Consider the following 25,141-nt stretch of genomic DNA (forward strand, 5'->3'; position numbering starts at 1 on the left):
CCCTTCCAAACCCTTCTTAATGAGTATACTAATTTAGTCTATAGCCCGGGAAGATCCAGGAGGCAGGCATGAGCGAGAAGGTCCTGATCGAGCGGCACGGCGCGGTGCTGGTGATCACCGTCAACCGGCCCGCCGTGCGCAACGCCCTGGACGCCGAGGTGGCGGCGGCGGTCGCGGCGGCGGCGGACGAGCTGGACTCCTCGCCCGAGCTGCGGGTGGGGGTGCTCACCGGTGCGGGCGGCGTGTTCTCCGCGGGCATGGACCTCAAGGCCTTCCAGCGCGGCGAATCGCCCTCGATCGAGGGGCGCGGACTGTGCGGCATCGCGGTGACGCCGCCGCGCAAGCCGTTGATCGCCGCGGTGGAGGGCTGGGCCCTGGGCGGCGGCTTCGAACTGCTGCTGGCCTGCGACCTGGTCGTGGCCGCCCGCACCGCCAGGCTCGGCCTGCCCGAGGTCAAGCGGTCGCTGGTGGCCAGGGGCGGCGGCGCGCTGCAACTGGCCGACCGCGTGCCGCAGGCGGTCGCCCTGGAGATGCTGCTGACCGGCGAGCCGATCAGCGCCGAACGCGCGGCCCTGGTCGGGCTGGTGAACCGGCTCACCGAGGAGGGTGGCGCGCTGGCCGGCGCCCTGGAGCTGGCCGAGCTGATCGCGGCCAACGGACCGCTGGCCGTCGCGGCCTCCAAGCAGGTCGTCCGCTCGGCCGCGGACTGGTCCCTGACGGACCGTTGGTCCCGGCAGGCCGAGATCACCGACCCGGTGTTCGCCTCCGCGGACGCCAAGGAGGGCGCCGCCGCGTTCACCGAGAAACGGCCACCGGTCTGGCACGGGCGCTGAGCACCGGAGTCGACAGCCGCCGCGAGATCTCCGCGGCGGCCCACTGCACCTGGACCTTGAGGCCCCCGCCCAGGATCTGCCGCTGCGGCCCGCACAGCGACACCGCCGCCACCGCCGTGCCGGCCTGGAACACCGGCGCGGCGATGCAGGCCGCACCGGGCACGGCCTCGCCGCACTCGGCGGCGACTCCGGCGTCCAGGGTCCGGGCGAGGGCCTCCCGCAGCGCCCCGGGATCGGCGATGCTGCGCCCGGTGCGGGCCCGCAGCCCGGCCCTGAGGTACTCCTCGACGACCAGTCGGGGGGCGTTGGCCAGCAGGACCTTGCCGACCGCCGTGCAATGCGCGGGGAACCGCCCGCCGACCCGCGAGGGCAGCGCGTCCGCGAAGGGACCGCCGATGCGTTCCAGGTAGACCACGTCCTGCTGGTCCAGGACGGCGAAGTGCACCACCTGGCCGGTGGCGGCGTTCAGCTCGCGCAGCATCGGCCCGGCCGCGCCGAGGATCCGGGTGCGGTGCACGACCACGCTGCCGATCTCGAACATCCGCAGGCCCAGGCCGTACTCGTTGTCGTCGCGGCTGAGCCAGCGGGCGCTGACCAGCTGCTGCAGGATGCGGTGCGCGGACGAGCGCGGCAGTCCGCTGCGGGCGCTGATCTGCCCGAGCGTCAGCGGCTCCGACGACCGTTCGAGGATCCCCAGGATGAGGACGACCCGCTCCACCATGCTCGACGGGTGATCGGACACTGGGGGCCTCAGTCGGCCAGTTCGAAGACGGTGGCGTTGGCGGTCCCGCCGCCCTCGCACATGGTCTGCAGGCCCAGCGCGATCCCGTTGCGCCGCATGTGGTGCAGCAGCCTGGCCGCGAGCACCGCGCCGGAGGCGCCCAGCGGGTGGCCGACCGCGATGGCGCCGCCGAGCGGGTTGACCCGGTCCGGGTCCGCCTTCAGCTCCGCCTGCCAGGCCAGCGGCACCGACGCGAACGCCTCGTTGACCTCGAAGGCGCCGATGTCGCCGATGTCCAGCCCGGTGCGCTCCAGCACCTTCCGGGTGGCCGGGATCGGGGCGGTCAGCATCATCACCGGGTCGTCGCCGACCACGGCGCCCGCCCGGATCGAGGCCAGCGGACGCAGCCCGTGGTGCCGGGCGAACTCGTCGGTGGTGATCAGCAGCGCGGCGGCGCCGTCGGATATCTGCGAGGCGTTGCCGGCGTGGATCACCCCGTCCTCCCGGAACGAGGGCTTGAGCCGGGCCAGGGTCTCCGGGGTGGTCCCGCGGCGCAGCCCCTCGTCCTGGCGCAGCCCGGGGGCCTGATCCACCGTCACCAGGTGGTCGTCGAACCATCCGGCGTCGATCGCCTCGGCCGCCAGCCGGTGCGAGCGCGAGGCGTACTCGTCGAGATCGGTCCGGGACAGGTTCCAGCGGGCGGCGATCATCTCGGCTCCCGGCCCCTGCTCCAGCCGGTCGGTGTGGAAGCGTTCCAGCACGGTGGCCCCGTAGGGGACGCCGGTCTGCCGGGTGGCCCCCAGCGGTACCCGGGACATGGACTCCACGCCACCGGCGACCACGCAGTCGTAGGCACCCGCGACCACCGCGTGCACGGCCGACTCGACGGCCTGCTGGCTGGAGCCGCAGGCGCGGTTGAAGGTCACCCCGGGCACGCTCACCGGCCAGCCCGCGGCGAGCGCGGCGAACCGGGCGATGTTGCTGGACTGGTCACCCAACTGGGTGACACATCCCCACATCACGTCCTCGACGGCCTCCGGCGGCACCCCGTTGCGCTCCACCAGCGCCCGCAGCACCACCGCGGACAGGTCCACCGGGTGCACCTGGCTCAGCGAGCCGTCCCGCTTGCCGATGGGGGTGCGCACCGCGTCCACGATCACAGCTCGACGTTGCGTCATATCCGTTCGCCTTTCTGGGAAGCAGCACGGGCGGGGTCTTCCTGGGCGGGAGCGTCGGCGACCCAGCGGTCCATGACCTCCTGGGCGCTGCCCGCGTCCTTGCGGTGACCGGCCGGGATCGCGGGCCGCCAGCCGCTCTGTCCGGCGGGGGCCGGCACCAGCACCTCGCGCGCCCGCAGGTGCGGATGGTCGGCGGCCTCGGCGAGGTCGAGGACCGCTGTCAGGCAGGCGTCGGTCCCGGCGGCCGCCGCGGCCCAGGCGTCGCGGGTGCGTCCCGCCACCGCCTGCTCGATCGCCCGGCGCAGTTCGGGCCAGCGGGACTGGTCGTTCCTCCACCGGCTCCACTGCGGGTCCAGGCCCAGCAGTTCGACCAGGGCGGCGAAGAACTGCGGCTCCAGGGCGCCTATCGCGACATGGCGGCCGTCGGCGCAGCGGTAGACGTCGTAGAACGGGGCGCCGGTGTCGAGGCGGTTGGCGCCGGCGGTGTCCGACCACATGCCGCTGGAGCGGTACTCGTGCAGCATCGCGGTCAGGTAGGCGGTGCCGTCCACGATGGCCACGTCCAGGACCTGGCCCAGGCCGGTGCTCCGGCGCTGGTGCAGGGCCGCCAGGACGGACAGCACCAGGTACATCCCGCCGCCGCCGAAGTCCCCGAGCAGGTTGGCCGTCGGGGTCGGTACGGCTCCGGCCCGGGCCGCGTGGTGCAGCGCGCCGGTCAGGCCGATGTAGTTGAGGTCGTGGCCGGCCTCCGCGGCGAGCGGTCCGTGCTGCCCCCATCCGGTCATCCGGGCGTAGACCAGTCCGGGGTTCCTGGGCGCGGTGTCGTCGGGGCCGAGCCCCAGCCGCTCCATGACCCCCGGTCGGAACCCCTCGATGAGGACGTCGGCCCGGTCGATCAGCCCGAGCACCAGCTCGCGGCCCTCCGGGCTCTTCAGGTCCGCCTCGACGACCGGCCGGTTCTCGGCCATCGCCGGCATCGTGGTGCCCGGGCGGGCAACGGCGAGGATGTCGGCGCCCAGGTCGGCGAGCAGCATCCCGGCGAAGGGGCCGGGGCCCAGTCCGAGGAACTCGATCACCCGCAGGTCGGCGAGGGGTGGCTGCGCCGGCATCGGAACCTCCTCAATCAGCATTCATGAGGTAAATCAGTTCACTATTTAATACCACGATGCCGGCCCGAGAGGAACAGTGCGGCCGCCGCAGGCGGCGGGCCACTTAGTCGAAGAGGTCGACCACGGGCTTGTTGTGGAGCTCGCCGCGCAGCAGGTACTTCGCCGCCGCCTCCATGTGGTTGCGCCAGTGGCGCTCCGCCCCGTCCGCGTCCTTGGCCTCCACCAGTGCGACCAGCTTCCGGTACGCCTTGATGGCCCGCTTGAAGCGCTCCGGGGACTCGGTGGAGTCGAAGTGCCGGGAGACCCGCATCATCAGGTGGGTGGCCACGATGTCCTGGAGCACGGCTCCCTGCACGGCCAGCGTCCGGTTGCCGGAGCGCTGCATCACCAGCTCGTGGAACTGGTAGGTCAGCCCCGACCACTGGGCCGGGTCGGGCAGCGAGTCGTCGCGGACGGCGATCGCCGCCTCCAGCTTCTCGATGACCTCGTTGAGGTCCTGGAGGTCCTTCTTGGTGCGCCGCTTGGCCAGCAGCCGGGCGCAGGCGGGCTCGGCGATCATCCTGGCCTCGTAGACGTCGTCCAGGGTGGTGCCCTGGATCTGCAGCAGCAGGCCGACGTAGCGCGCGGCCACGGCTGGGTCGGGCGCGGTGACCTGGGCACCGCCGCGGGCGCCGCGCCGCACGCTGATCAGGGTCTCCGCCTCCAGGATGCGGAACGCCTCGCGCAGCGTGGGCCGGGACACCCCGAACTGCTCCATCAGCTGGAGCTCCGAGGGCAGCGAGTCACCCGGCTTGAGGATGCCGTGCACCATCTGACGGCGCAGCTCGGTCGCGATCAACTCACCGGTCTTGGGCGCGCGGACGGGCTGGCCGACCTGCATCCCCGCACTCGTGGAACTCATAGAACTCATTCTACTGGTGGCGCGGGTCTCTTCGACGCCGGGTACACGCCCAATTCGCGGCCGTCCCGCACCGGCCCGGCTACAGCCAGCTCCTGACCTTTTCGACCGTCGCCGCGGCGTCGGGGCCGACCGGGTCGACGTTGAGCATGGTGACGCCGGCCTCGCGGTAGGCGGCCAGCCGCTCGCGCACGAACCCCTCCGGGCCGACCAGGTTGGTCAGGTCGATCAGCTCATCCGGCACGGCCGCCTCGGCCTCGGTCTTCCGGCCGGCGAGATAGAGGTCCTGGATGAGTTCGGCCTCCTTCTCGTAGCCGTAGCGGCGCACCAGGTCGTTGTAGAAGTTCCTGCCGCGGGCCCCCATGCCGCCGATGTAGAGGGCCAGGGTGGGGCGGGCCAGGTCGCGCAGTGCCGCGCGGTCCTCGCCGACGGCCAGCACGCCGCCGGCCACGATCTGGAGCTCGCCGAGCTCGGCCGGACGCTTGGCCCGGCCGGCCGCCAGCGCCCCGCCCCAGGTCTCGGCGGCGCGTTCGGGCAGGAAGAACAGGGGTATCCAGCCCTCGGCGATCTCGGCGGCCAGTTCGACGTTCTTGTCGCCCAAGGCGGCCAGGTAGACCGGTACGCGGGGGCGTACCGGTCGGGTGAGCAGCTTCAGGGGCTTGCCCAGGCCGGTGCCCAGCGCCGGGTCCAGCGGGACCTGCACGGTGGCGCCCTGGTAGGAGACGACCTCGCGGCGCAGCGCCCGGCGGGTGAACTCGACCACGTCGCGGGTGCGGGCCAGCGGTCTGGCGTAGGGCAGGCCGTGCCATCCCTCGATGACCTGCGGACCCGACGCGCCCAGGCCCAGCAGGGCGCGACCGCCGGAGACGGCGTCCAGGCCGGCTATGGTCTGGGCGATGGTGGCGGGGGTCCGGGAGTAGACGTTGAGGATCCCGGTGCCGATGCCCAGGGTGGTGGTCCTGGCGGCGAGGTAGCCGAGGATCGACACGGCGTCATATCCGTACGCCTCGGCCACCCAGGCGGTGTCCAGTCCGGCGCGCTCCAGGGCGACGGCCTGGTCGACGGTGCGGTGCACGTCCCCGGCGTAGCGCAGTGTGGTGCTCAGCTGCATGGCGATGGTCTCCCGTGTCGGCCGGGGCGGTGGTGTGGGCGGGGTCAGCGGCGTGCGGGCGGGCTCAGCGGGGCAGGCCGAGGCCTCGTTCGGCGATGATGTTGCGCATGATCTCGGAGCTGCCGCCGGCGATGGTGTAGGCGCGGGCGTAGAGGTAGGCGTCCTGCCAGCGGCCGTGGGCGACGGCGTCCGGATCGCCCTCGGCGAGGACACCAGCCGGGCCCAGCAGGGTCAGTGCGTACTCGGCGATGCGCAGGTTCAGCTCGCTGAAGAAGAGCTTGGCCATCGGGGCGTCGGTGGGTGTGCCGCGGCCGGAGAGGTGGCCGAGGGTGGAGTCGCGGGCCAGCAGTGCGCAGGCGTCGACCTCGGCGGAGAGCCGGGCGATCTGCTGGCGGACGTCGTCGTGCTCCAGGGCGGGGCGGCCGTCGATGCGGACCGCTGACGCGTCGCGGATCAGGTCCTGGACCGCGAGCTGGAGCCGGACCACGGAGGCGCCGACGCCGTTGCGTTCCTGGGCCAGCGAGGCGTTGGCGATGGTCCAGCCCTGGCCGGGGGCGCCGATCAGGGCGTCGGCGGGCAGCCGGACGTCGTCGAGGAAGACCTCGTTGAAGTCGCTGGTGCCGGTGAGCTCGCGCAGCGGGTGGACGGTGACGCCGGGGAGGGCCATGTCCAGGATGAAGGCGGTGATGCCCTTGTGCTTGGGCGCCTCGGGGTCGGTGCGCGCCAGCAGGTAGCCGTAGCGGGCCCACTGGCCGTTGGTGGTCCACAGCTTCTGGCCGTTGACGGTCCATCCGCCGCCGTCACCGTCGTGCACGGCCCGGGTGCGCAGCGAGGCGAGGTCGCTGCCGGCGTCGGGTTCGCTGAACAGCTGGCACCACAGGTGCCCGCCGGAGCGGATGGGCGGCAGGTGACGGGCCTTCTGGTCCTCGGTGCCGAAGCCGATGAGGGCGTTGGCGGCCAGGCTGCTGCCGCTGGGGGGCATGGGTGCGCGGGCCCGGGCGATCTCCTCGGCGACGACGACGCCGCGCAGGGGGTCGTGGCCGGGGCTGCCGCCCCATTCCCCGGGCCAGTCGGCGCCCAGGTAGCCGGCCGCGTAGAGGTCGGCGGTCCAGCGCTGCAGGTCCTTGTACTCCTCGGCGTTCTCGGGGCTGCGCACCCCGGAGCGGACCTGGTGCCCGGGTGCGTGGGCGGCGACGAAGGCACGCACGTCGGCGCGGAAGTGTTCGAGCGGTGTTCCGGCTCCGAGTTCCACTCGGCTACTCCTTGCTGGTGTGCGGGACATGACGGATCATCGCCGGGATCCGGCCGCCACGGAAGTGGGAGGGGCCGTATCGAGCAGGGCGCGGGCCGCCCGCTCGCGCAGCCGGTCCGGCTGGGCGATCAGGCTCTGCGCGGCCTTGGCCCGGCGCAGGTAGCGGTGGGCCGGCAGTTCCCAGGTGAAGCCGATGCCGCCGTGGACCTGGATGCAGCCGGCGGCGACGGCGACGGCGGTGTCCAGTGCGTCGGAGGCGGCCAGGGCGACGGCGATGTCGGTGTCCGCGTCCGGCGGTCCGTCCAGGGCCTCGGCGGCGGCGGCCACCAGGGCCCGGGCGGACACGACCGCGACCGCCATGTCCGCGCAGCGGTGCGAGACCGCCTGGAAGGAGCCGATCAGCCGGCCGAACTGACGCCGGGTCCGGGCGTAGCCGACCGCCAGGTCGGTTGCCTCCGCGGCGACGCCGACCGCATCCGCTGCCAGCGCGACCAGGGCGGCGCGCTGGGCGGCGGCCAGTAGCCGCGGGGCCTGCCCCGGGTCGCCGACCGGGTCGGCATCGACAGCCGTGAGGACGGCCCTGGACAGCGGCCGGGTGGGGTCCAGGGCGTCGACGGGTTCGAGGCGGACGCCAGCGGCGTCGACCAGGAAGAGCCGGTCGCCGGCGGCGGCCAGGAGCAGGGTCGCATCGGCGGCCTCGGCGACGACGGGCACGGTGCCGTCCAGGGTCCAGCCGCTGGCGTGTTCGGTGGCGACCAGGTCGGGTGCGGGGATCCAGCCGTCATCGGTACGTCCGGCCGCGACGGCGGCACGGGCCGTGCCCGCGGCCAGTGCGGCCAGCGCGTCGGTGTGGGTCCCGGCGGCGGCCAGGGCGGCCTGGACCGCGAAGCCGGAGACGGTGGGTGCGGGGGCGAGCCGACGGCCGAGCTCCTCCTGGGCCGCGGCGGCCAGCGCCCAGGAGCCGGCGCTGCCGCCGTGCTCCTCGCCGACCGGCAGGCCGGGGATACCCATCAGGGCCAGTTCGCGCCACAGTTCCGGCGCGGTGCGCCGCCCTTGGTCGCACCATGCGGCTAGGGTCGCGGCCGAGCAGTGGTCGCCCAGGAGCCGCCGCAGGCCGTCGCGCAGGTCGCCCTCCAGCTCGGCGGTGTCGGACAGATCATGACCGGTCATCAGTTCCCCTCCCGGGCAACGGTGCCGCCGAGGTGCGAGGGCAGGCCGAGGACCTTCTCCGAGATGGTGTTGCGCTGGATCTCGGCGGTGCCCGCACCGATGGTGGAGGCCAGCGATCTGAGGTAGCCGTAGGTCCAGCGCGCACCCTCCGGGGCGGTGGGCTCGCGCAGCCCCAGCACCGCGTCGGGGCCCAGCACCCGCAGCGCGGCGCTGTGCAGGATCTGGTCGAACTCGGCCCGCACCAGGCGGTTGACCGATGCGCTGGCCCCGGGGTCCCGTCCGGCCAGCACCGAGTCGAGGGCGCGGCGGCTGTTGGAGGCCAGCACCCGTACCCAGGCCTCGATCCGGGCCAGCGACTGGCGCACCACCGGGTCCTGGCCCGCACCGGTGCTGCGGGCCAGGGCGAACAGCTCGTCGACGACGCGCCGGTAGCGGTACTCGTCGGCGAGGAACGCGGTGGCGCGCTCGTGGCCGAGGCTGGTGCGGGCGATGGACCACCCGCCGTCCTGCTCGCCCACCAGGTTGCCGGCCGGCACCCTGACCTCGTCCAGGAAGACCTCCGCGAAGTGGGCGGCGCCGGTCAGATCGCGCAGCGGGCGGACGGTGATCCCGGGCGTGTCCATCGGGATGAGCAGGTAGCTGATGCCCTCGGCGCCGGGGCCGCCGGTGCGCACCAGGGCGAACATCCAGTCGGCCAGGTGGGCCTGGGTGGTCCACACCTTCTGGCCGGTGACCAGGAAGTCGTCGCCGTCGCCGTCCTGTGCCGGGACCCGACGTGCCCGGGTGCTCAGGGCGGTGAGGTCGCTGCCGGCCCCCGGCTCGGAGAAGCCCTGGCACCAGAACTCGTCGGCGCGCAGCAGCGGGCGCAGGAAGCGGTCCTTCTGCTCCTGGGTGCCGTGCTTGATCAGGGTGGGCGCCACGATGAACGACAGCGCGCACGGGTGCTTGGGCGCCCTGGACCTGGCCATCTCGCGGTGGTAGGCGATCTGGTCCGACAGCTCCAGGGCCATGCCGCCGGCCTCGACCGGCCAGCCGGGAGCCGCCAGGCCGGCCTCGGTGAGGTCGGCGTGGAAGGCGCGGGCCCAGGCGAGCCGTTCGGCCCGGTCCCGGGGCGGCCGCCCGGCGCGGTCGGCCAGGAAGGCGCGCAGCCGGCCCAGCCACTCGGCTGCGGGCGGCGCCGAGCGGTCGGCATCCGCATCCGCGGCGGTGACGGCGGGCATCTGACCTCCTCAAGCTCATCACCAGGTGCTCTTACATAGCTGAGACTACATGGTTAACTAGGTTAGCTACAACGATTCGAGTGAAGGAGGAGCCAACCATGCACTGGGGACTGCCCTGGCCCGGCCCCGAGGTGGCCGCGCAGGCCGAGAAGGCCGGCGCCGCCGCCTTCTGCGCCGGCGAGTTCGCCGACACCAACTCCTACCTGACCACCGGCGAGATGGTCGCGGGCACCACCGGGGCGATGGTGGGGCCGGGCATCGCCTACGCCTTCGCCCGCTCCCCCTTCGTGCACGCCTCCGCGCTGCGCCACCTGCACGCCAAGGCACCGGGCCGGATCTTCCTCGGGCTGGGCTCGGGCACCTACCGGATGAACACCGACTGGTTCGCCACCGGCGCCGACAAGCCGGTCGCCCGGATGGCCGACCTGGTCGGCGCCGTCCGCGCCTACCTGGAGGCCGAGAACGGCAGCACCGTCACCCACCAGGGCGACTACTACCCGATCAACGCCGCCATCAGGGCCCCGGTCCTCGGCCGCCTGGAGATACCGATCCTGATCGGCGCCTTCAACAAGCTGATGGTCCGCACCGTCGGCCGCGTCGCCGACGGAGTCCTCGGCCACGGCCTGTTCACCGACCGCTGGTGGACCGAGACCATCAGCCCCGAGCTGGTCCGCGGCGCCGAGGAGCGCGGCCGCGACGCGGCAGCGCTGCGCCGTTGGGGCTGGCTGATCACCGCCGTCGACGAGGACGACCCGGCACGCGCACGCCGCGACGCCCGGCTGCAGATCGCCTTCTACCTGACCGTCAGGACCTACGACACCCTGGTCGAACTGCACGGCTGGCAGGACGAGGTGAGCGCGATCCGCACCGCCTTCGGCGTCGGCGACATCGAGGGCATGGCCCGCGCCGTCACCGACGAGATGCTGGACGCCGTCGCCCTGTGCGGCACCCGCGAGGAGGCCAGGCAGCGGCTGGCCGCCCGGCAGGCCCTGCCCGACCTGGCCTTCCTCTCCTCCCCCGGGTTCATGGTGGGCAGCCGCCGCCGGGAGCGCTACGCCGCCTCCGCGGTGGAGCTGATGCGCTCGGTCGAACCCGGCTGACCGATGTGCCGGCGCGGCCTGCGGCGGCAGGCCGCGCACCCGCGCCCCCGTCAAGCCGCCGCCCGTCAGGCCGCCCGCCGGGCCGGGCCGCCCGGCAGCAGCACCGCGGCCAGCGCGCTGCGGTGGTGCCGGGGCGTGCCGTCGAGCAGTTCCGAGGTCTTGATCCGGCGCAGGTACAGGTGCAGGTCGTGCTCCCAGGTGAAGCCCATACCGCCGTGCAACTGCAGGGCGGTGCCGGCGACCCGGGCGCAGGCCTCCTTTGCCAGCGATCCGGCGTTGGCCACCCGCGTGGCGCGTTCGACGGCTTCGCCGCCGTCCAGCGCCCGGGCGGCGGCGCGTACGGTCAGCCGGGCGCAGCGGACGTCGAGGGCCATGTTGGCGGCGTGGTGCTTGACCGCCTGGAAACTGCCCACAGCCACCCCGAACTGCCGGCGTTCCTTGACGTACTGGACGGTCCGCTCCAGCAGCAGGTCCGCCGCTCCGACCGCGTCAGCGGCCTGATGAACCGTCAGGGCGTCCACCAGTAGCCGGTGCACGGCCGGGTCGACGACCGCGCTGCGCTCCGGCTGCGCGACCGCCCCGTCGAGGTCGACGCGGGCGAGGTCCCGGGTCAGGTCGAGCGCTGTGCGGCGGGTGCGGGTGATGCCCGGGCCGTCGGCGTCGAGCAGGGCCAGGACGTGCTCTCCCCGGTCGGTGACGGCAGCCACCAACAGCAGGTCGGCGTCCGATCCGCCGAGGACCTGGCCCAGGGTGCCGGTCAGCACCGCGCCCGAGTCGGACAGCACCGCCAGGACCGGATCCTCGCCCGGCTCCGCGACGGCGGGCACGGCGAGCAGCTCGCCGGAAGCGATCCGGTCCGCGGCGTCGCCATCGATGCCGGCCAGCTCCAGCAGCCGGCACACCACGGCGGCCCGGCCGATCGGCAGCGGCGATCCGGCGCGGCCCAACTCCTCGGCCACCAGGGCGAGATCGGCATGAGTACCGCCCTCCCCCGAGCGCAGCAGCCCGACCAGACCCAGCCCGGCGGCGGCACGGACGTCCTCACGGCGGACCAGCCCGGCGCCGTCGCGGTCGGCACGGGCCCGGGCCAGATCGGCGCGGTCCGCCAGCCAGGCCCGCACCGTCCCGATCAGGGCCAGTTGTTCGTCACTGATCATCAGTTCCATGCCACAGCCTCCCGATACAGGTATTTGAGAAAACTTCTTCAACCTAGGTTGCTAAGTAACCCATACCGCCGGATGATGGCGCCACCCCACTCCGAAGAAGGCGACCACCCATGTCCGACACCTCGGTCCACGGATCCCCGACATCGAGCGGCCCCGAACGCTCCACCGGCTACTACGCCCTGGTGCTCACCGTCATCCTGCTGTTCTGCGAGGCCAACACCTTCAGCGCGATCCTGTTCTACAACGCCCTGCCGCACATGAGCCCGCCGTTCACCCCGTCCGAACTGCCGTGGATCGTCAGCATCAGCCTGCTGGTCGCGGCGGCCGCGCAGCCCCTGGTCGGCAAGCTCGCCGACGTCTTCGGCTTCCGGCGGCTGGTCCTGGTCATCGCCCTGCTCTACCTGGCCGGGTCCCTGCTCGGCGCCGTCACCCACTCCTTCGCGCTGATCCTGGTCGCCCGCGCGCTGCAGGGCGGCATCATCGCGTTGCCGGCCGCCGTGTACGCGTTCTTCCGCGGCTTCTTCCCCAAGCGGATGGTGCCGATCGTCGTGGGCATGAACGTGACCGGCGTCGGCGTGGCCGGCATCATGTCGCCGATCGTGGCCGGCGCGCTGCTGGACGCCTTCGGTTACCAGTCGATCTTCTGGTTCTGCTTCATCTACATCGGCGTCTTCACCCCGCTGATCCTGCTGGTGGTGCCGCGCTCCGGACCGCGGATCAGCCGGCGCATCGACGTCCCCGGCTCGCTGATGATCACGCTGGGCGTCGGCAGCCTGCTGTTCAGCCTGACCGAGGGCTCCGACAACGGCTGGACCAGCGCGTCCTTCCTGATACCGCTGCTCATCGGCCTGGCCGTGCTGGTCGGCTTCGTCGTGGTCGAGACCCGGGTCGCCGAGCCGATGATCCAGATCCGGGTGCTCACCAGCCACGCGGTGCGCAACAGCCTGCTGGTCGCCCTGCTGGTCGGCATCCCCGCCTCCACCTGGAACTACCTGTTCCCGCAGCTGGTCAGCCCGGACCGGGTGCACGGCATGGACTACGGCTTCGGGCTGACGGCCCTTCAGGCCGGCTATGTGGCCATCCCCTCCGGCCTGTGCACCACGCTGGCTGGACCGCTGGGCGGCTATCTCTGCCGGCGCACCTCGCCGCGCCTGGTGATGATCGGTTCGGCGCTCTGCGGTCTGGTGGCGGCGCTGTCCATCGCCTACTTCCACAGCCACCTGTGGCAGGTCATCGTGGCGGGCCTGTTCGGCGGGGTCTGCCTCGGCTTCTACTTCGCGGCCGGGCCCAACCTGATCATCGACGCGGTGCCGGAGGAGATCACCGGCGTCGCCACCGGCATCCAGACCTGCATGTCGGCCTTCATGGGCTCGGTGATGCCCATCATCATGTCCATCATCCTGGCCCACAACGTACTGCGCACCGACCCGACCACCCACCGGACCATCTCCACCACCCGCGGCTTCATCGACCTGTACTGGATCATGGCCGGCGCCTGCGTCCTCGGCCTGGCCGTCGCCCTCGCCATGCGGCACGGCCGCAGGCCCTCGGCCGGCGACGAACCCCAGCAGGAAGCCGCTCCAGCTCTGGCGCACTGACGCACGGTCAGGCCGGGCCGGGCTGGAAGCCGTTCAGGGCAGCTGGCGGATCGCCTCGACCACGTCCTCGGCCGACGCGCCGGCCGCCAGCAGCCGGCGGGCCTGGTTCAGCGCCCGGATCCAGTTCACCGTGACGGCCCCGCACGCGGCGCCGCTCGCGTCGGCGTGGACGACGGCGACCCGGCCGTCCGCCTGCAGGTCACCGACGACGACCGAGTGCCCTGCGGGGTCGCGCCGGCCGAACGCGTTCACCTTCCAGTCGTACTGGTCGGACCAGACGTAGTCGGTCGGCTCGTACCCGGCCGCGGCGCCCTGGGTGACGGCGGTGGCGACGTACCGCGCCTGGTCGCCGGCGTTGGTCCAGTGCTCGGCCCGCACATCGGTGCCGTGTCCCGGATGCGGCCAGCGGGCCACGTCGCCGACGGCGTAGACGTCGTCGAACCCGATCGCCCGCAGGAAGCGGTCGGTGACGACGCCGTTGTCCAGCTTGAGGCCGGAGCCGGCCAGCCAGCCGGTCGAGGGAACGGACCCGATTCCCACCACCGCGGTCGACGCGGCCAGCCGCTCCCCGCTGTCCAGTTCCACGGTGAGGTCCCCGGCCTTGCCCTCGATGCCCACGACGCCGACGCCGAAGCGGGTCTGCACGCCGTTGCGCCGGTGCAGCTCGACCAGGCTGCCGGCGATCTCGGGGCCGACCAGCCGCGCCATCGGCTCCGGTACCGGGTCGACGACCGTGACCGCGCAGCCGCGCCCGCTGGCCGCGGCGGCTATCTCGGTGCCGATGAAGCCGCCGCCGACCACGACCACGGGCTCGCCCAGCGCGAGCCGTGCGGCGATCGCCCGCGCGTCGTCCAGGGTCCTGAGCTGGTGGACGCCCGACTCCGGGAGCCACGGCGAGGGCCGGGCCGCAGCCCCGGTGGCGATGACCAGCACGTCGTAGCGAACAGTCGTTCCGTCGGCCAGACGCACCAGCCGGGCCTGCGGGTCCAGGTCCGCAGCGGCGGTCCCGAGCCGCAGTTCGATCCCGAGTTCCTCGAGTTCCGCCCGGGTGGCCAGGCGGATCCCGTCCACCGATGACTCCGACCACTCGCCCTGCAGCAGCTTCTTGGACAGCGGCGGACGGTCGTAGGGGAGCTCGGCCTCGGCGCCGACGAGGGTGATCGGGCCGGTGTGCCCCTGGGCGCGCAGGCCCTGGGCGGTCCGGGTCCCGGCGAGCGAGGCCCCGACGATGACGACGTGACGGTCTGTGGCTGCTTCTGTCATCGTCCGGGTCCTTCGCTTTAAAGAGAACAGTTGATCCCTACAACGCAACGTCTCTTATAGTGATCGCCGCCGACATCCCTGTCAACGGCGGGCCGTCAGCGCTTGCGGGCCCGCCGGGTGCGGGGCGCGGTGGTGAAGTTCTCCCGCCGCTCCAGGAACTCGGCCATCCGTTCCTCCAGGTCCTCGACCCGGTGGCCGGGGGTGCACAGACCCGTGAAGAGGGTGGCGCAGTACTCCCGGGACAGGTGCGCCGCGTCCCATTCACCCCGGGGATCCACCCACTGGTAGGTGTGGTTGTGCAGGTTCAGGAACTGCAGGGTGGCCAGGCGCGGGTCCGTCTTGCGGATCGAGCCCTCCTCCATGGCGGCGGTCAGCAGGTCCTGCACGATGCCCTCGAACTCGCTGCGCTGGTCCAGCAGCAGCCGGCGGTTGACCCCGCGCAGGTTGCGGTAGTCGTGCTCGTAGACCCAGATGTGGTCCAGCCACATCAGGATGTGCTCCAGCAGCATCTGCGAGAGCATCCGCAGCCGCAGCACCGGGTCCTCGTCCATGTCGGCGATCCGGTGGCCCATCATGAGCATCGGCTGCATCACCCGGTTCTGGATCTCGACGAGGAGCTTCTCCTTGGAACCGATGTAGTAGTACAGCCCGCTCCGGGCCATGTCGGCGGCGTCGCAGATCTCCGCGATGCCGGTGGCCGCGTAGCCTTTCTTCGCGAACAGCGCGGCCGCCGTGTCGATGATCTCCTCGCGCCTGATCTCGTAGCCCGGCCCGTGGCCCGGTGGTCTCGCCATGGTTGGTCATCATAGGGCGTGGACCCGCTCCGACCAGGCACGCGCTGTGCACGCAGCGATCGGTCAGCGACTGCCGCGGCGCAGCGCGTCGGCAGCGACCTCGCCCACCAGCACGGCCGTCGCCGCCGGCCCGCGCTGCGGTGCGTCGGGCAGGATCGAGGTGTCCGCGACGGTCAGCCCCGGCACCCCGTGCACCTGGCCGAACTGGTCCACCACGGCGTCCGGACTGCCCTCGGGTCCCATCGGCACGGTGCCGCAGCTGTGCTGGGCGGTGCCGATATGGTCCCGGATCCAGCCGTCGAGCAGCCCGTCCTGGTCCAGGACCGCGGGCCCCGGAGCCAGCAGGCCGGGGCCGTGCCCGGTGAAGGGCGCGGTCTCCAGCAGTGCGGCCGTGGCCCGCACCGCGGCGCGCAGCCGCTGGAGGTCCTGCGGCGTCGACAGGTACCCGTGCTCGACGACCGGAGGCGTCCGCGGATCGGCCGAGGCCAGGCGCAGCCGACCGGTGCGGCGGGGCGCCAGGGCGGAGACCAGGAACGGCAGCGGCGCGCCGGGGAGCGTGGTCCGGCCCTCCATGAGGCCGGCCAGCGGCACCAGCGACTGCAGGATCTCCACCTCCCCGAGGCCGTCGCCCAGCGCCAGGTGCAGGCAGCCGCCCAGCCAGGAGTCCGCCGGTTCGCCCCAGGCGTCCTGGACGCCCCACTCCAGGGCCAGCTGCGGATGGTCGCTGAGACCCGCCCCCACCGCGGGGGCGTCGCGCACCACCGGGATGCCCAGGCGCTCCAGTTCGACGCGCGGACCGATGCCGGAGAGCAGCAGCAGTTGGGCCGAGGCCAGTGCACCGGCGCTGACCACGACGGACCGGGCGGCCAGGCGCGCGGTCCGCCCGGCGTGCCCGACCAGGACACCGGCGGCCCGTCCGCGCTCCACCAGGACCCGTCGGACCGGGCAGTCGCCCAGGACCCGGAGGTTGGGCCGGTCGAGCACCTCGGCGGTGAGGTAGCTGAGCGCGGTGTTGCGGCGGATCCCGTCCACCGCGTTGGAGGGCACCGGGCCGAAGCCGGGCGGGCACTGGTCGTTCTTGTCCGGGTCGGCCCGATGGCCCAGGGCCAGGGCGGCGTCCCGGAACGCGGCCTCGGCCGGATGGAGCAGGCGGCTGCGCCGCACCAGGACCGGGCCGTGGTCGCCGTGGGCCTCGCCGGATCCCAGGTCCAGGTCGTTCTCCAGGGCCCTCAGGAACGGCAGGACGCGGTCCCAGCTCCAGGCGGGACCGCCGACGGCGGCCCAGCGGTCGAAGTCCGCGCGCCTGGCCCGGATGAAGTAGCCCCCGTTGACGGTGGTCGAGCCGCCGGCCACCTGTCCGCGCGGCACCGCCCAGGGGCGGTCGGGGGTGAGCCGGGTCGGCCAGGCCCTGACCGCGCGGTGCCCAGTCTGGGCCCCGGGAACCAGGCGCGCGTCGAGCAGTTCCGGGCCGAAACCGTCGGCGCCCCGGGGCACCGGTCCGGCCTCCAGCAGCACGACGCTGCGGTCCGGGTCCTCGCTCAGCCGCGCGGCGAGCACGGCGCCGGCCGCCCCCGCGCCGACCACGACGACATCGCACGGGCCTGCTTCGAGCTGGTCGTAAGTGTTCATGTCCTGGGCATCAAAGACCCTTCCTGACCTCAGCACAAGGCGGGGAAGTGACCGTCGCGGAAATCCCGCCCCACCGGGACCTAGCTTTTGGCACTCCATGCCAATACTCTGACGTGCATCATGCACAAGCCCTGATGCCCAGGGGCGCTCCGCCAGCCGGCCCGCCCCCACCCCCGGGCTCGGGCCCGAGCCGTAGGAGCCAGCCATGGACCAGAGCGTGACCACCCAGTCGCAGGACCTGCACCGCACCGAGGCCGACACCGCCCCCGTCGCGACCGACGAACTCATCGAGGCGGACGACCTGGTCGAGGAAGTCTCGATCGACGGCATGTGCGGCGTCTACTAGGCCGGGCGACCACTCATGCCCGCCTCCCGCCCCGAGCCGCCGGCGCCCCCGGACGCCGACCGGGGCCTGGACCTCGACCGCCCGTGGACGCTGCACTCCCAGGTGTCGGTACGCCCCGAACCCTTCGGCGCCCTGCTGTACCACTTCGGCACCCGACAGCTGTCCTTCCTCAAGGACCGCCGGCTGCTCGATGTGGTCCGCGCCCTGGAATCCTCGCCCGACGCCCGGGCCGCCTGCACCGCCGCCGGTGTGACCGACACTCAACTCCCCCGCTACGCCAAGGCACTGGCCACACTGGCGCACTCCTCGATGCTGGTCGAAAGGACCGTGACCCGATGACGGCGACCTCTGTGACGGCAAGCCCCGCGACGGCGCAGCCTGCCCCCCGTCTGACCGACCTGTTCGAGCTGGGCCTGGACTCCCCGATCTGCCTGACCTGGGAGCTCACCTACGCCTGCAACCTGTCCTGCACGCACTGCCTGTCCAGCTCCGGTCGGCGCGACCCGCGCGAACTGTCCACCGCCGAGGCCAAGGCGGTCATCGACGAGCTGGAGGCCATGCAGGTCTTCTACGTCAACATCGGCGGCGGCGAACCCACCGTACGCCCCGACTTCTTCGAGCTGCTGGACTACGCCACCGCCCACCACGTCGGCGTGAAGTTCTCCACCAACGGCATCCGGATCACCCCCGAGGTGGCCCGCAGGCTCGCCGCCAACGACTACGTCGACGTCCAGATCTCCCTGGACGGAGCCACCCCCGAGGTCAACGACGCGGTGCGCGGGGCGGGTTCGTACGACACGGCGCTGCGCGCGCTGGCCAACCTCGCCGACGCGGGTCTGCGCAACGCCAAGCTGTCGGTGGTCTGCACCCGCCACAACATCGCCCAGCTGGACGAGTTCAAGGAGATCGCCGACCGCTACGGCGCCCAGCTGCGGCTGACCCGGCTGCGCCCCTCCGGACGCGGCGCGGACGTCTGGGACGACCTGCACCCCCTGCCGGAGCAGCAACGTGTGCTCTACGACTGGCTGGTGGCCAACGGCGACCAGGTGCTGACCGGGGACTCCTTCTTCCACCTGTCCGCGTTCGGCGCGCCGCTGCCGGGGCTGAACCTGTGCGGCGCCGGCCGGGTGGTCTGCCTGATCGACCCGGTCGGTGACGTCTACGCCTGCCCGTTCGCGATCCACGACGAGTTCCTGGCCGGCAGCGTACGCGAGCCCGCCGGCTTCACCGGGGTCTGGCGGCAGTCGGAGCTGTTCCGCCGGCTGCGCGAACCCCAGCAGGGCGGCGCCTGCGCCTCCTGCACCTTCTACGACAGCTGCAAGGGCGGCTGCATGGCGGCCAAGTTCTTCACCGGACTGCCGCTGGACGGCCCGGACCCGGAGTGCGTGCAGGGCCACGCCGAGCCGCTGCTCGACCGCCGCGGCGCGCTGCCCAAGCCGTCGGGCGACCACTCCCACCGCACCGCGCCGGCCGCGCGCAGCGGACCGGTCCCGCTCACCCTGACCAGGCGCCCCGACCTGGACCGCCCCCCGGTCAGCGCCTGCGACGAGTCCCCGCTGGCCGGCCTCAGGCTCGGCTGAGCCGCGCACCCGTCGCCTCCCACCCACGCATCACGCCCAGCATCACGAGAGCGAATCCCATGAGCAGAAACCCCTGGTTCGAGACGGTCGCCGAGGCACAGCGGCGGGCCGAGAAGTACCTGCCCGGCATGGTCTACGGCGCCCTGGTGGCCGGTTCCGAGCGCGGCCGCACCATCGAGGACAACATCGGCGCCTTCGGCGAACTCGGCTTCGCCCCCAGGGTCGTGGGCCACCACGCGGCCCGCGACCTGTCCACCACCGTACTGGGCATGAAGGCCGCCTTCCCGGTCATGATCTCCCCCACCGGCGTGCAGGCGGTGCACCCCGACGGCGAGGTCGCCATCGCCCGGGCGGCCGCCAACCGCGGCATCCCGATGGGGCTGAGCTCCTACGCCAGCAAGCCGGTCGAGGAGGTGACCGCGGCCAACCCGGACACCGCCTTCCAGCTGTACTGGTCCGGCAGCCGCGACACCATGGTCCAGCGCATGGAGCGGGCCAGGGCCGCCGGCAGCAAGGCGCTGATCCTGACCCTGGACTGGTCCTTCTCCAACGGGCGGGACTGGGGCAGCCCGTCCATCCCGGAGAAGGTCGACCTGAGGACCATGGTCAAGCTGGCCCCGGGCGTGCTGCCGCACCCCCGCTGGATGTGGACCTTCGCCCGCAGCGGCCGCATCCCGGACCTGACCACCCCCAACCTCCAGCCGCCGGGCGGCCAGGCCCCGACCTTCTTCGGCGCCTACGGCGAGTGGATGCAGACCACCCCGCCGACCTGGGAGGACGTCAACTGGCTGGCGAAGGAGTGGAACGGGCCCTTCCTGCTCAAGGGCGTCAGCCGGGTGGACGACGCCAAGCGCGCCGTCGACTCCGGGGTGACCGCCATCTCGGTGTCCAACCACGGCGGCAACAACCTCGACACCACCCCGGCGACCATCCGCATCCTGCCCTCGGTCGCAGCGGCCGTCGGCGACCAGATCGAGGTGCTGCTGGACGGCGGTGTGCGCCGCGGCGGCGACGTGGCCAAGGCGCTGGCCCTGGGCGCCCGGGCCGTGCTGATCGGCCGTGCCTACCTGTGGGGGCTGGCCGCCAACGGACAGGCCGGCGTGGAGAACGTGCTGGACATCCTGCGCGGCGGCCTGGACTCGGCCGTCCTGGGCCTGGGCCACGCCTCGGTGGGCGAGCTGAACCCGGACGACCTGGTGATCCCCGACGGGTTCACCCGCACCCTCGGCTCCCCGGCCTGACGCCGTGGACACCAACGCCCTGGACACCAACGCCCTGGACACCCGACTCGCCAACCGCACCTGGCCCGGGGTGCCGCCGACCGGGACGACCGTCCTCGTCCCGGTCGGCTCCACCGAGCAGCACGGTCCGCATCTGCCGCTGGCCACCGACAGCGTGATCGCCCGCGCGGTGGCCGACCGGGCAGCCGAGCAACTGTCCGGTCCGGTCCTGGTGGCGCCGGCGCTCGCCTACGGCAGCAGCGGCGAACACGCCGGCTTCCCCGGCACCGTCTCGATCGGCCACGAGGCCCTGTGCCTGGTGCTGGTCGAACTGGTGCGTTCGATCGGCCTGTGGGCCGCCCGAACGGTCCTGGTCAACGGGCACGGCGGCAACGCCCGCACCCTCGACGCCGCGGTCGCCCAGCTGCGCGCCGAGGGGCACCAGGTCGCCTGGACCGGCTGCGACTTCCCCGGCTCCGATCCCCACGCCGGCCGCACCGAGACCTCGGTGATGCTCCATCTGGCTCCGGAGAGCGTGCTCACCGGCGCCGCCGAGCCGGGCAACACGCTGCCGCTGGCCGAGCTGCTGCCGCAGCTGGTCGCGTCCGGCGTGCGCGCGGTGGCACCCAACGGGGTGCTCGGCGATCCGACCGGAGCCGGCCCCGAGGAGGGGCGTCTGCTCATGGAGGCGCAGGTCCGGACAACGGCCCGACGCATCGCGGCCTTCAGCACCGACCGGCACGGCCGGCTGCTGGATCCCGCCCCGGCGGTGGTCCGATGACGTTCCGTCAACTGCACCGGCCGGGCACCCTGCGGCTGGCCCCCGCTCCGGCCCCGGCCCCACGGCCGGGCGCGCTGCCGCCGACGCCGGTCCAGGCGCCGCTGCCGACGGGCTTCCGCATCGTCCTGGACCGCAACACCCGGGTGCTGGACGGCGGCCGTGCGCTGCTCGGCGGCGCACCGGTCACCCGGCTGCTGCGGCTCACCCCGCGCGCGCGGCCGCTGCTGAGCGCCGACCGCGTGCTGCAGGTGCGCGACCGGGCCGGCGCGGCGCTCGCGGACCGGCTGCTGGAACTGGGACTGGCCCATCCGCTGGTCGCCGACCTCCCCGCGCTCACGGCACCGGAGGTCACCTATGTGGTCCCGGTCCGCGACCGGCCCGGCCAGTTGGAGCGGCTGCTCGCCAGTGTCGCCCCCGGTGCCACCGTGATCGTGGTCGACGACGCCTCCCGGGTCCCGGACGCCGTGGCGGTGGTCGCCCGCCGGCACGGAGCGCGGCTGGTGGCCCTGCGACGGAACCTGGGGCCCGCCGGAGCCCGCAACGCCGGGCTGCGGCTGGTCCGCACGCCCTTCGTGGTCTTCGTGGACTCCGACGTCGTCCTGGACCCGGACACCGTGCCCACGCTGCTGCGGCACTTCACCGACCCCCGGGTCGGGCTGGCCGTGCCGCGCATCACCGCACTGCACACCACCGGCTCCGACAACTGGATCGGCCGCTACGAACAGGCCCGCTCCTCGCTGGACCTCGGCGACCGCCCGGCCCTGGTCCGTCCCGGTTCCTACGTCTCCTGGGCCTCCACGGCCTGCGTGGTCGCCCGCCGCGAGGCACTGGGCGATGGATTCGACGAGCGCATGCGCGTGGGCGAGGACGTCGACCTGGGCTGGCGGGCCGTCGAACGCGGCTGGCGGCTGCGGTACGAGCCCTCGGTCAGCGCCGCCCACGAGCACCGGACCGGGTTCGCCGACTGGTTCCGCCGCAAGGCCGAGTACGGCACCGGTGCCCAGCCGCTGGCCGAACGCCACCCCCGGTCGGTGGCGCCCGCCGTGCTCGCCCCCTGGAGCACCGCGGCGGTGCTGGCACTGCTGGCCCAGCGGCGCTGGTCGGCACCGGTGGCCGCCGGCCTGTGCGCGGCGACCGCGCTGCGCATCAGCCGCCGGCTCACCGGCACGCAGCAGCCGGTACGCACCGCGGTCCAGCTCACCGGGAACGGGGCGGTGGCCGCGCTCAGCCAGACCGGCGCGCTGATCACCCGGCACTGGTGGCCCGCCACCGCCGTGCTGTGCCTGGTCTCCCGCCGGGCGCGGCGTGCGGCGGCGGTGGCCGCGGTGGCGGACGTGGTCCTGGAGTACCGGGGCAGCGCGGCGGGCCTGGACCCGGTCCGGTACACGCTGGCACGCCGCCTGGACGACATCGCCTACGGCTCCGGGGTGTGGTGGTCGGCGCTGCGCGGACGCTCCCCCACGGCGCTGCTGCCCCGGGTTCAGAGCCCGGTGGCCAAGCGGCCGAAGGTGGCGTCCAGCAGCTCCGCCAGGTCCGCCTCCTCGTCGCGCAGCCACAGCTCGTAGGCGGCCGCACTGGCCGCCAGGGCGACGTGCCCGATCAGGGTCGGTCCGGTGTCGGTCGGCTGCTGACCGGACCTGGCGGCCGCGAACTCGGTGACAATGCCGCGCCACGCGTTGTAGCGCAGCGTGGAATCGGCCTGGAGGGCAGGCACATGGAAGATCAGATCCATCCGGCGGCGGTGCCACGGCACCGTCTGCGGATCGAAGCGGTTGAACTCGACCACGGCGGACCGCAGCGCCGCCATGGTGGGCACGTCGGCGGGGACGGCGGCCAGCAACTGCCGCAGCCAGGCCAGCTGGCCCTCGAAGTCACCCCAGACCAGGTCGTTCTTGGTGGCGTAGTAGCGGAAGAAGGTCCGCCGGCCGATACCGGCGGCGGCGGCGATGTCGTCGACCGTGACCGCGTCGAAGCCCCGGCTCTCGAAGAGCTCGAAGCCGATGCGCTCCAGCTCGCCCCGGGACGTCGCCCGCGGTCGCCCGGTCCTGGTCCTGCTCCGCCCCGGATCCAGCAGTCCGGCCTCGGGCCGCTCCACCGGTTCTCCCTCCGTCCGCCCGGCCGCCGCGGCTGCCGGTGCTCGCCCCAAGATACGCGCCGCTCACCGCCGGTTCCAGGATCCGCGTCCATGGAGCCGACTCCTTGACACTGCGCGCAACGCACACAACACTAACAATCGTTAAATGGATCGACCGTTCTACTAAACAAAACAGTCGGCGGTTCATCGCAAGGGAGAAGAAATGACCTTCGTCGTGACACAGGCGTGCGTCGACGTGCAGGACAAGAGCTGCACCCAGGTCTGCCCGGCCGACTGCATCTACGAGGGCGGCCGGATGATGTACATCAACCCGGACCAGTGCATCGACTGCGGCGCCTGCGAAGAGGTGTGCCCCATGTCGGCGATCCGCTTCGACGCCGACCTCACCGACCCGGACCTGCAGTTCGCCGACTTCAACGCGGACTTCTTCGCGGACATGGAAGCCCCCAAGGGCGCCCGGAAGCTCGGGAAGATCGACCGCGACGTCCCGTTCGTGGCCGCGCTCCCCCGCCAGGCGGACTGACCGGCCCGCGGCTGCTCGCGCCGGCCCGCTCCGACTCGCACCGACTCGCAGCAGCGACCGTCCGCCGCAGGGGACTTGAGCCTTGAAGCGAACAGTCGACGGGCCCGGCCGAACACTTGGACAGCAAGAGGACGACGATCGTCTGCTCGCGACGATCGCTACGGCAGGAGTACACCATGGCAACGCCTACGATCTCGCTCGACCGCACCGATCCGTACCGTCCGCCCACCGAACACGTACGGCTGCAGGAGGACGCCCCGATCAGCTGGGTCCAGCTGGCCGACGGCCGTCAGATGTGGGTCCTCACCCAGCACGAGGACGTCCGGGCCATGCTCGCGGACCGGCGGTTCAGCTCGGACCGCCGCGACCCCCGGCATCCGAGCCACCAGCCCTACATGGGCCCCGACCACCGCCCGGGGCTGATCGAGATGGACGCACCCGACCACACCCGGGTACGCCGCTCGGTGGTCGGCGAGTTCACCGTGCAGAAGCTGGCCGCCTGGCGCCCCCGGATCCAGGAGATCGTGGACGCGAGCATCGACGACATGCTCGCCGGCCCCGCCGAGACGGACCTGGTCCAGGCCCTCTCCCTGCCGGTGCCGTCAGCGGTCATCGCGGAACTGCTCGGCGTGCCCTACGCCGACCACGACTTCTTCCAGGACAACAGTGCCGAGTTCGTCCGGGCCGGCGCCACCGCGGAGGAGCGCGGCGCGGCGGTGGGCCGCCTCAAGGCCTACATCGCCGAGCTGGTCCAGGAGAAGACCAAGTCCCCTGGCGAGGACCTGCTCAGCCGCCAGATCCTCGCGGGCACCGATCCGGAGGAGGTGGTCTCACTCGGCTTCCTGCTGCTGATCGCCGGCCACGAGACCACCGCCAACATGATCTCGCTGTCGGTCGCCACCCTGCTCGACAGGCGCGAGCACCTGGCCGAACTGCGCGACAACCCGGAGCGCACCGTCGGCGCCGTGGAGGAGCTGCTGCGCTACTTCACCATCGCCGAGATCGGCGCGGCCCGGCTGGCCATCGAGGACGTCGAGATCGGCGGCGTGCAGATCCGCGCCGGCGAAGCAGTCCTGGGCCTGACCAACACCGCCAACCGGGACCCCCTGGTGTTCCCCGAGCCCGACGAGCTCGACTTCACCCGGATGGCCCGCAACCACCTCGCCTTCGGCTTCGGGCCGCACCAGTGCCTGGGCCAGAACCTCGCCCGCCTGGAACTCGAGATCGTCCTGGCCACCCTGCTCCGCCGGATCCCGACGCTCCGCCTCGCGGTGCCGTTCACCGAGATCCCCTTCAAGGAGAAGGGCCCCAACTACGGTGTCTACGAACTGAAAGTTGCGTGGTAACCATGCGCATCACCGCCAATCAGGACCGCTGCGTCGGCGCCGGCCAGTGCGTTCTGGTCGACCCGGAGGCGTTCGACCAGAACGACGCGGACGGCACCGTCATCGTGCTGCGGCCCAACCCCGGCACCGAGCCGGAGATCGCCCGCGCGAGGGAGGCCGTCAACGTCTGCCCCGGCCGGACCCTCGCCCTCGTCGAGGAGAGCTGAAC

The 25,141-nt window shown here is 72.9% G+C and carries 25 protein-coding genes; 12 read left to right on the forward strand and 13 right to left on the reverse strand.

All coding sequences use genetic code 11. The features are described from left to right. Nucleotides 1-68: 68 nt before the first annotated feature. On the forward strand, nt 69-833 hold the full coding sequence (locus IF29_RS0123865) for a crotonase/enoyl-CoA hydratase family protein (RefSeq protein WP_030258523.1): 765 nt from the start codon (nt 69-71) through the stop codon (nt 831-833). Here IF29_RS0123865 and IF29_RS0123870 read toward each other — a convergent pair. From IF29_RS0123870 to IF29_RS46960, 8 genes are all read right to left on the reverse strand, one after another. Next, nucleotides 796-1,575, reverse strand: coding sequence for an IclR family transcriptional regulator (locus IF29_RS0123870; protein WP_030258527.1), 780 nt, complete (start codon nt 1,573-1,575; stop codon nt 796-798). The two genes, IF29_RS0123865 and IF29_RS0123870, sit on opposite strands and share 38 nt — an antisense overlap. 8 nt (nt 1,576-1,583) lie before the next feature. Then, nucleotides 1,584-2,732, reverse strand: coding sequence for a thiolase family protein (locus tag IF29_RS0123875; RefSeq protein ID WP_030258529.1), 1,149 nt, complete (start codon nt 2,730-2,732; stop codon nt 1,584-1,586). Beyond that, nucleotides 2,729-3,841 carry a CaiB/BaiF CoA transferase family protein gene (locus IF29_RS0123880; protein WP_063757581.1) on the reverse strand — a complete coding sequence of 371 codons (1,113 nt, stop codon included), beginning with the start codon at nt 3,839-3,841 and terminating at the stop codon, nt 2,729-2,731. The genes IF29_RS0123875 and IF29_RS0123880 overlap by 4 nt, the downstream gene beginning before the upstream one ends. Nucleotides 3,842-3,944: 103 nt before the next feature. Next, on the reverse strand, nt 3,945-4,742 hold the full coding sequence (locus IF29_RS0123885; RefSeq protein WP_037596324.1) for a FadR/GntR family transcriptional regulator: 798 nt from the start codon (nt 4,740-4,742) through the stop codon (nt 3,945-3,947). A 79-nt stretch (nt 4,743-4,821) separates the two neighbouring features. After that, nucleotides 4,822-5,850, reverse strand: a complete 1,029-nt coding sequence (locus IF29_RS0123890; protein ID WP_030258537.1) for an LLM class F420-dependent oxidoreductase — start codon at nt 5,848-5,850, stop codon at nt 4,822-4,824. Between the two features lie 64 nt (nt 5,851-5,914). Next, nucleotides 5,915-7,102 carry an acyl-CoA dehydrogenase family protein gene (locus IF29_RS0123895; protein WP_030258539.1) on the reverse strand — a complete coding sequence of 396 codons (1,188 nt, stop codon included), beginning with the start codon at nt 7,100-7,102 and terminating at the stop codon, nt 5,915-5,917. Nucleotides 7,103-7,138: 36 nt separating this feature from the next. Next, nucleotides 7,139-8,272: an acyl-CoA dehydrogenase family protein gene (locus IF29_RS46955; protein ID WP_030258542.1), complete on the reverse strand. Its 1,134-nt coding sequence runs from the start codon at nt 8,270-8,272 to the stop codon at nt 7,139-7,141. Beyond that, on the reverse strand, nt 8,272-9,492 hold the full coding sequence (locus IF29_RS46960; RefSeq protein ID WP_051725838.1) for an acyl-CoA dehydrogenase family protein: 1,221 nt from the start codon (nt 9,490-9,492) through the stop codon (nt 8,272-8,274). Before IF29_RS46960 ends, IF29_RS46955 begins: the two co-directional genes overlap by 1 nt. A 98-nt stretch (nt 9,493-9,590) precedes the next feature. On the opposite strand from IF29_RS46960, the gene IF29_RS0123910 reads away from it, so the two are divergent. Then, nucleotides 9,591-10,592, forward strand: coding sequence for an LLM class flavin-dependent oxidoreductase (locus tag IF29_RS0123910; protein ID WP_030258547.1), 1,002 nt, complete (start codon nt 9,591-9,593; stop codon nt 10,590-10,592). A 65-nt stretch (nt 10,593-10,657) separates the two neighbouring features. On the opposite strand, the gene IF29_RS0123915 is transcribed toward IF29_RS0123910, so the two are convergent. Next, nucleotides 10,658-11,758 (reverse strand): acyl-CoA dehydrogenase family protein, encoded by a 1,101-nt coding sequence (locus tag IF29_RS0123915; protein WP_063757582.1) that lies wholly within the window; start codon nt 11,756-11,758, stop codon nt 10,658-10,660. Between the two features lie 110 nt (nt 11,759-11,868). Between IF29_RS0123915 and IF29_RS0123920 the strand changes: the two genes are divergently transcribed. Then, nucleotides 11,869-13,356, forward strand: a complete 1,488-nt coding sequence (locus IF29_RS0123920; protein WP_030258551.1) for an MFS transporter — start codon at nt 11,869-11,871, stop codon at nt 13,354-13,356. Between the two features lie 33 nt (nt 13,357-13,389). On the opposite strand, the gene IF29_RS0123925 is transcribed toward IF29_RS0123920, so the two are convergent. The 3 genes from IF29_RS0123925 to mftG form a co-directional block, all read right to left on the reverse strand. Continuing rightward, nucleotides 13,390-14,619 (reverse strand): NAD(P)/FAD-dependent oxidoreductase, encoded by a 1,230-nt coding sequence (locus IF29_RS0123925; RefSeq protein ID WP_030258554.1) that lies wholly within the window; start codon nt 14,617-14,619, stop codon nt 13,390-13,392. Nucleotides 14,620-14,714: 95 nt separating this feature from the next. Then, complete coding sequence (locus IF29_RS0123930; protein WP_030258555.1) at nt 14,715-15,413, reverse strand: TetR/AcrR family transcriptional regulator; 699 nt, start codon at nt 15,411-15,413, stop codon at nt 14,715-14,717. A 63-nt stretch (nt 15,414-15,476) separates the two neighbouring features. Further along, nucleotides 15,477-17,042 carry a mycofactocin dehydrogenase MftG gene (gene mftG, locus IF29_RS0123935; protein ID WP_030258557.1) on the reverse strand — a complete coding sequence of 522 codons (1,566 nt, stop codon included), beginning with the start codon at nt 17,040-17,042 and terminating at the stop codon, nt 15,477-15,479. A gap of 205 nt (nt 17,043-17,247) precedes the next feature. On the opposite strand from mftG, the gene mftA reads away from it, so the two are divergent. The 6 genes from mftA to mftF are packed head-to-tail and all read left to right on the forward strand — an operon-like array spanning nt 17,248 to nt 22,534. Continuing rightward, on the forward strand, nt 17,248-17,388 hold the full coding sequence (gene mftA / locus IF29_RS44475) for a mycofactocin precursor MftA (RefSeq protein ID WP_063757583.1): 141 nt from the start codon (nt 17,248-17,250) through the stop codon (nt 17,386-17,388). Nucleotides 17,389-17,403: 15 nt separating this feature from the next. Beyond that, the gene (gene mftB / locus IF29_RS0123945) at nt 17,404-17,727 is read left to right on the forward strand and encodes a mycofactocin biosynthesis chaperone MftB (RefSeq protein ID WP_051725841.1); all 324 of its coding nucleotides are present in this window, start codon (nt 17,404-17,406) and stop codon (nt 17,725-17,727) included. Continuing rightward, nucleotides 17,724-18,968 (forward strand): mycofactocin radical SAM maturase, encoded by a 1,245-nt coding sequence (mftC, locus tag IF29_RS0123950; protein WP_030258562.1) that lies wholly within the window; start codon nt 17,724-17,726, stop codon nt 18,966-18,968. The genes mftB and mftC overlap by 4 nt, the downstream gene beginning before the upstream one ends. 59 nt (nt 18,969-19,027) lie before the next feature. After that, nucleotides 19,028-20,209, forward strand: coding sequence for a pre-mycofactocin synthase MftD (gene mftD, locus IF29_RS0123955; protein ID WP_030258564.1), 1,182 nt, complete (start codon nt 19,028-19,030; stop codon nt 20,207-20,209). Between the two features lie 4 nt (nt 20,210-20,213). After that, a complete protein-coding gene (gene mftE / locus IF29_RS0123960) occupies nt 20,214-20,969 on the forward strand; it encodes a mycofactocin biosynthesis peptidyl-dipeptidase MftE (protein ID WP_232242414.1) in 756 nt (251 codons plus the stop codon). Continuing rightward, a complete protein-coding gene (mftF, locus tag IF29_RS0123965) occupies nt 20,966-22,534 on the forward strand; it encodes a mycofactocin biosynthesis glycosyltransferase MftF (protein WP_084714852.1) in 1,569 nt (522 codons plus the stop codon). The genes mftE and mftF overlap by 4 nt, the downstream gene beginning before the upstream one ends. Here the strand turns inward: mftF and mftR are convergent. Next, a complete protein-coding gene (mftR, locus tag IF29_RS0123970) occupies nt 22,450-23,064 on the reverse strand; it encodes a mycofactocin system transcriptional regulator (RefSeq protein WP_084714854.1) in 615 nt (204 codons plus the stop codon). The genes mftF and mftR overlap by 85 nt on opposite strands. Before the next feature lie 202 nt (nt 23,065-23,266). Here mftR and fdxA point away from each other — a divergent pair, with 202 nt between their 5' ends. The 3 genes from fdxA (at nt 23,267) to IF29_RS0123985 (ending at nt 25,139) form a co-directional block, all read left to right on the forward strand. Continuing rightward, nucleotides 23,267-23,587 carry a ferredoxin gene (fdxA, locus tag IF29_RS0123975; RefSeq protein WP_030258573.1) on the forward strand — a complete coding sequence of 107 codons (321 nt, stop codon included), beginning with the start codon at nt 23,267-23,269 and terminating at the stop codon, nt 23,585-23,587. A 176-nt stretch (nt 23,588-23,763) separates the two neighbouring features. Beyond that, nucleotides 23,764-24,933: a cytochrome P450 gene (locus IF29_RS0123980; RefSeq protein WP_030258576.1), complete on the forward strand. Its 1,170-nt coding sequence runs from the start codon at nt 23,764-23,766 to the stop codon at nt 24,931-24,933. Between the two features lie 2 nt (nt 24,934-24,935). Further along, entirely contained in the window at nt 24,936-25,139 is a 204-nt protein-coding gene (locus tag IF29_RS0123985; RefSeq protein ID WP_030258578.1) for a ferredoxin, read from the forward strand. Nucleotides 25,140-25,141 lie beyond the last annotated feature (2 nt).

It is taken from the genome of Streptacidiphilus jeojiense (assembly GCF_000719095.1).
In the GTDB taxonomy this organism is placed as follows: domain Bacteria; phylum Actinomycetota; class Actinomycetes; order Streptomycetales; family Streptomycetaceae; genus Streptacidiphilus; species Streptacidiphilus jeojiensis.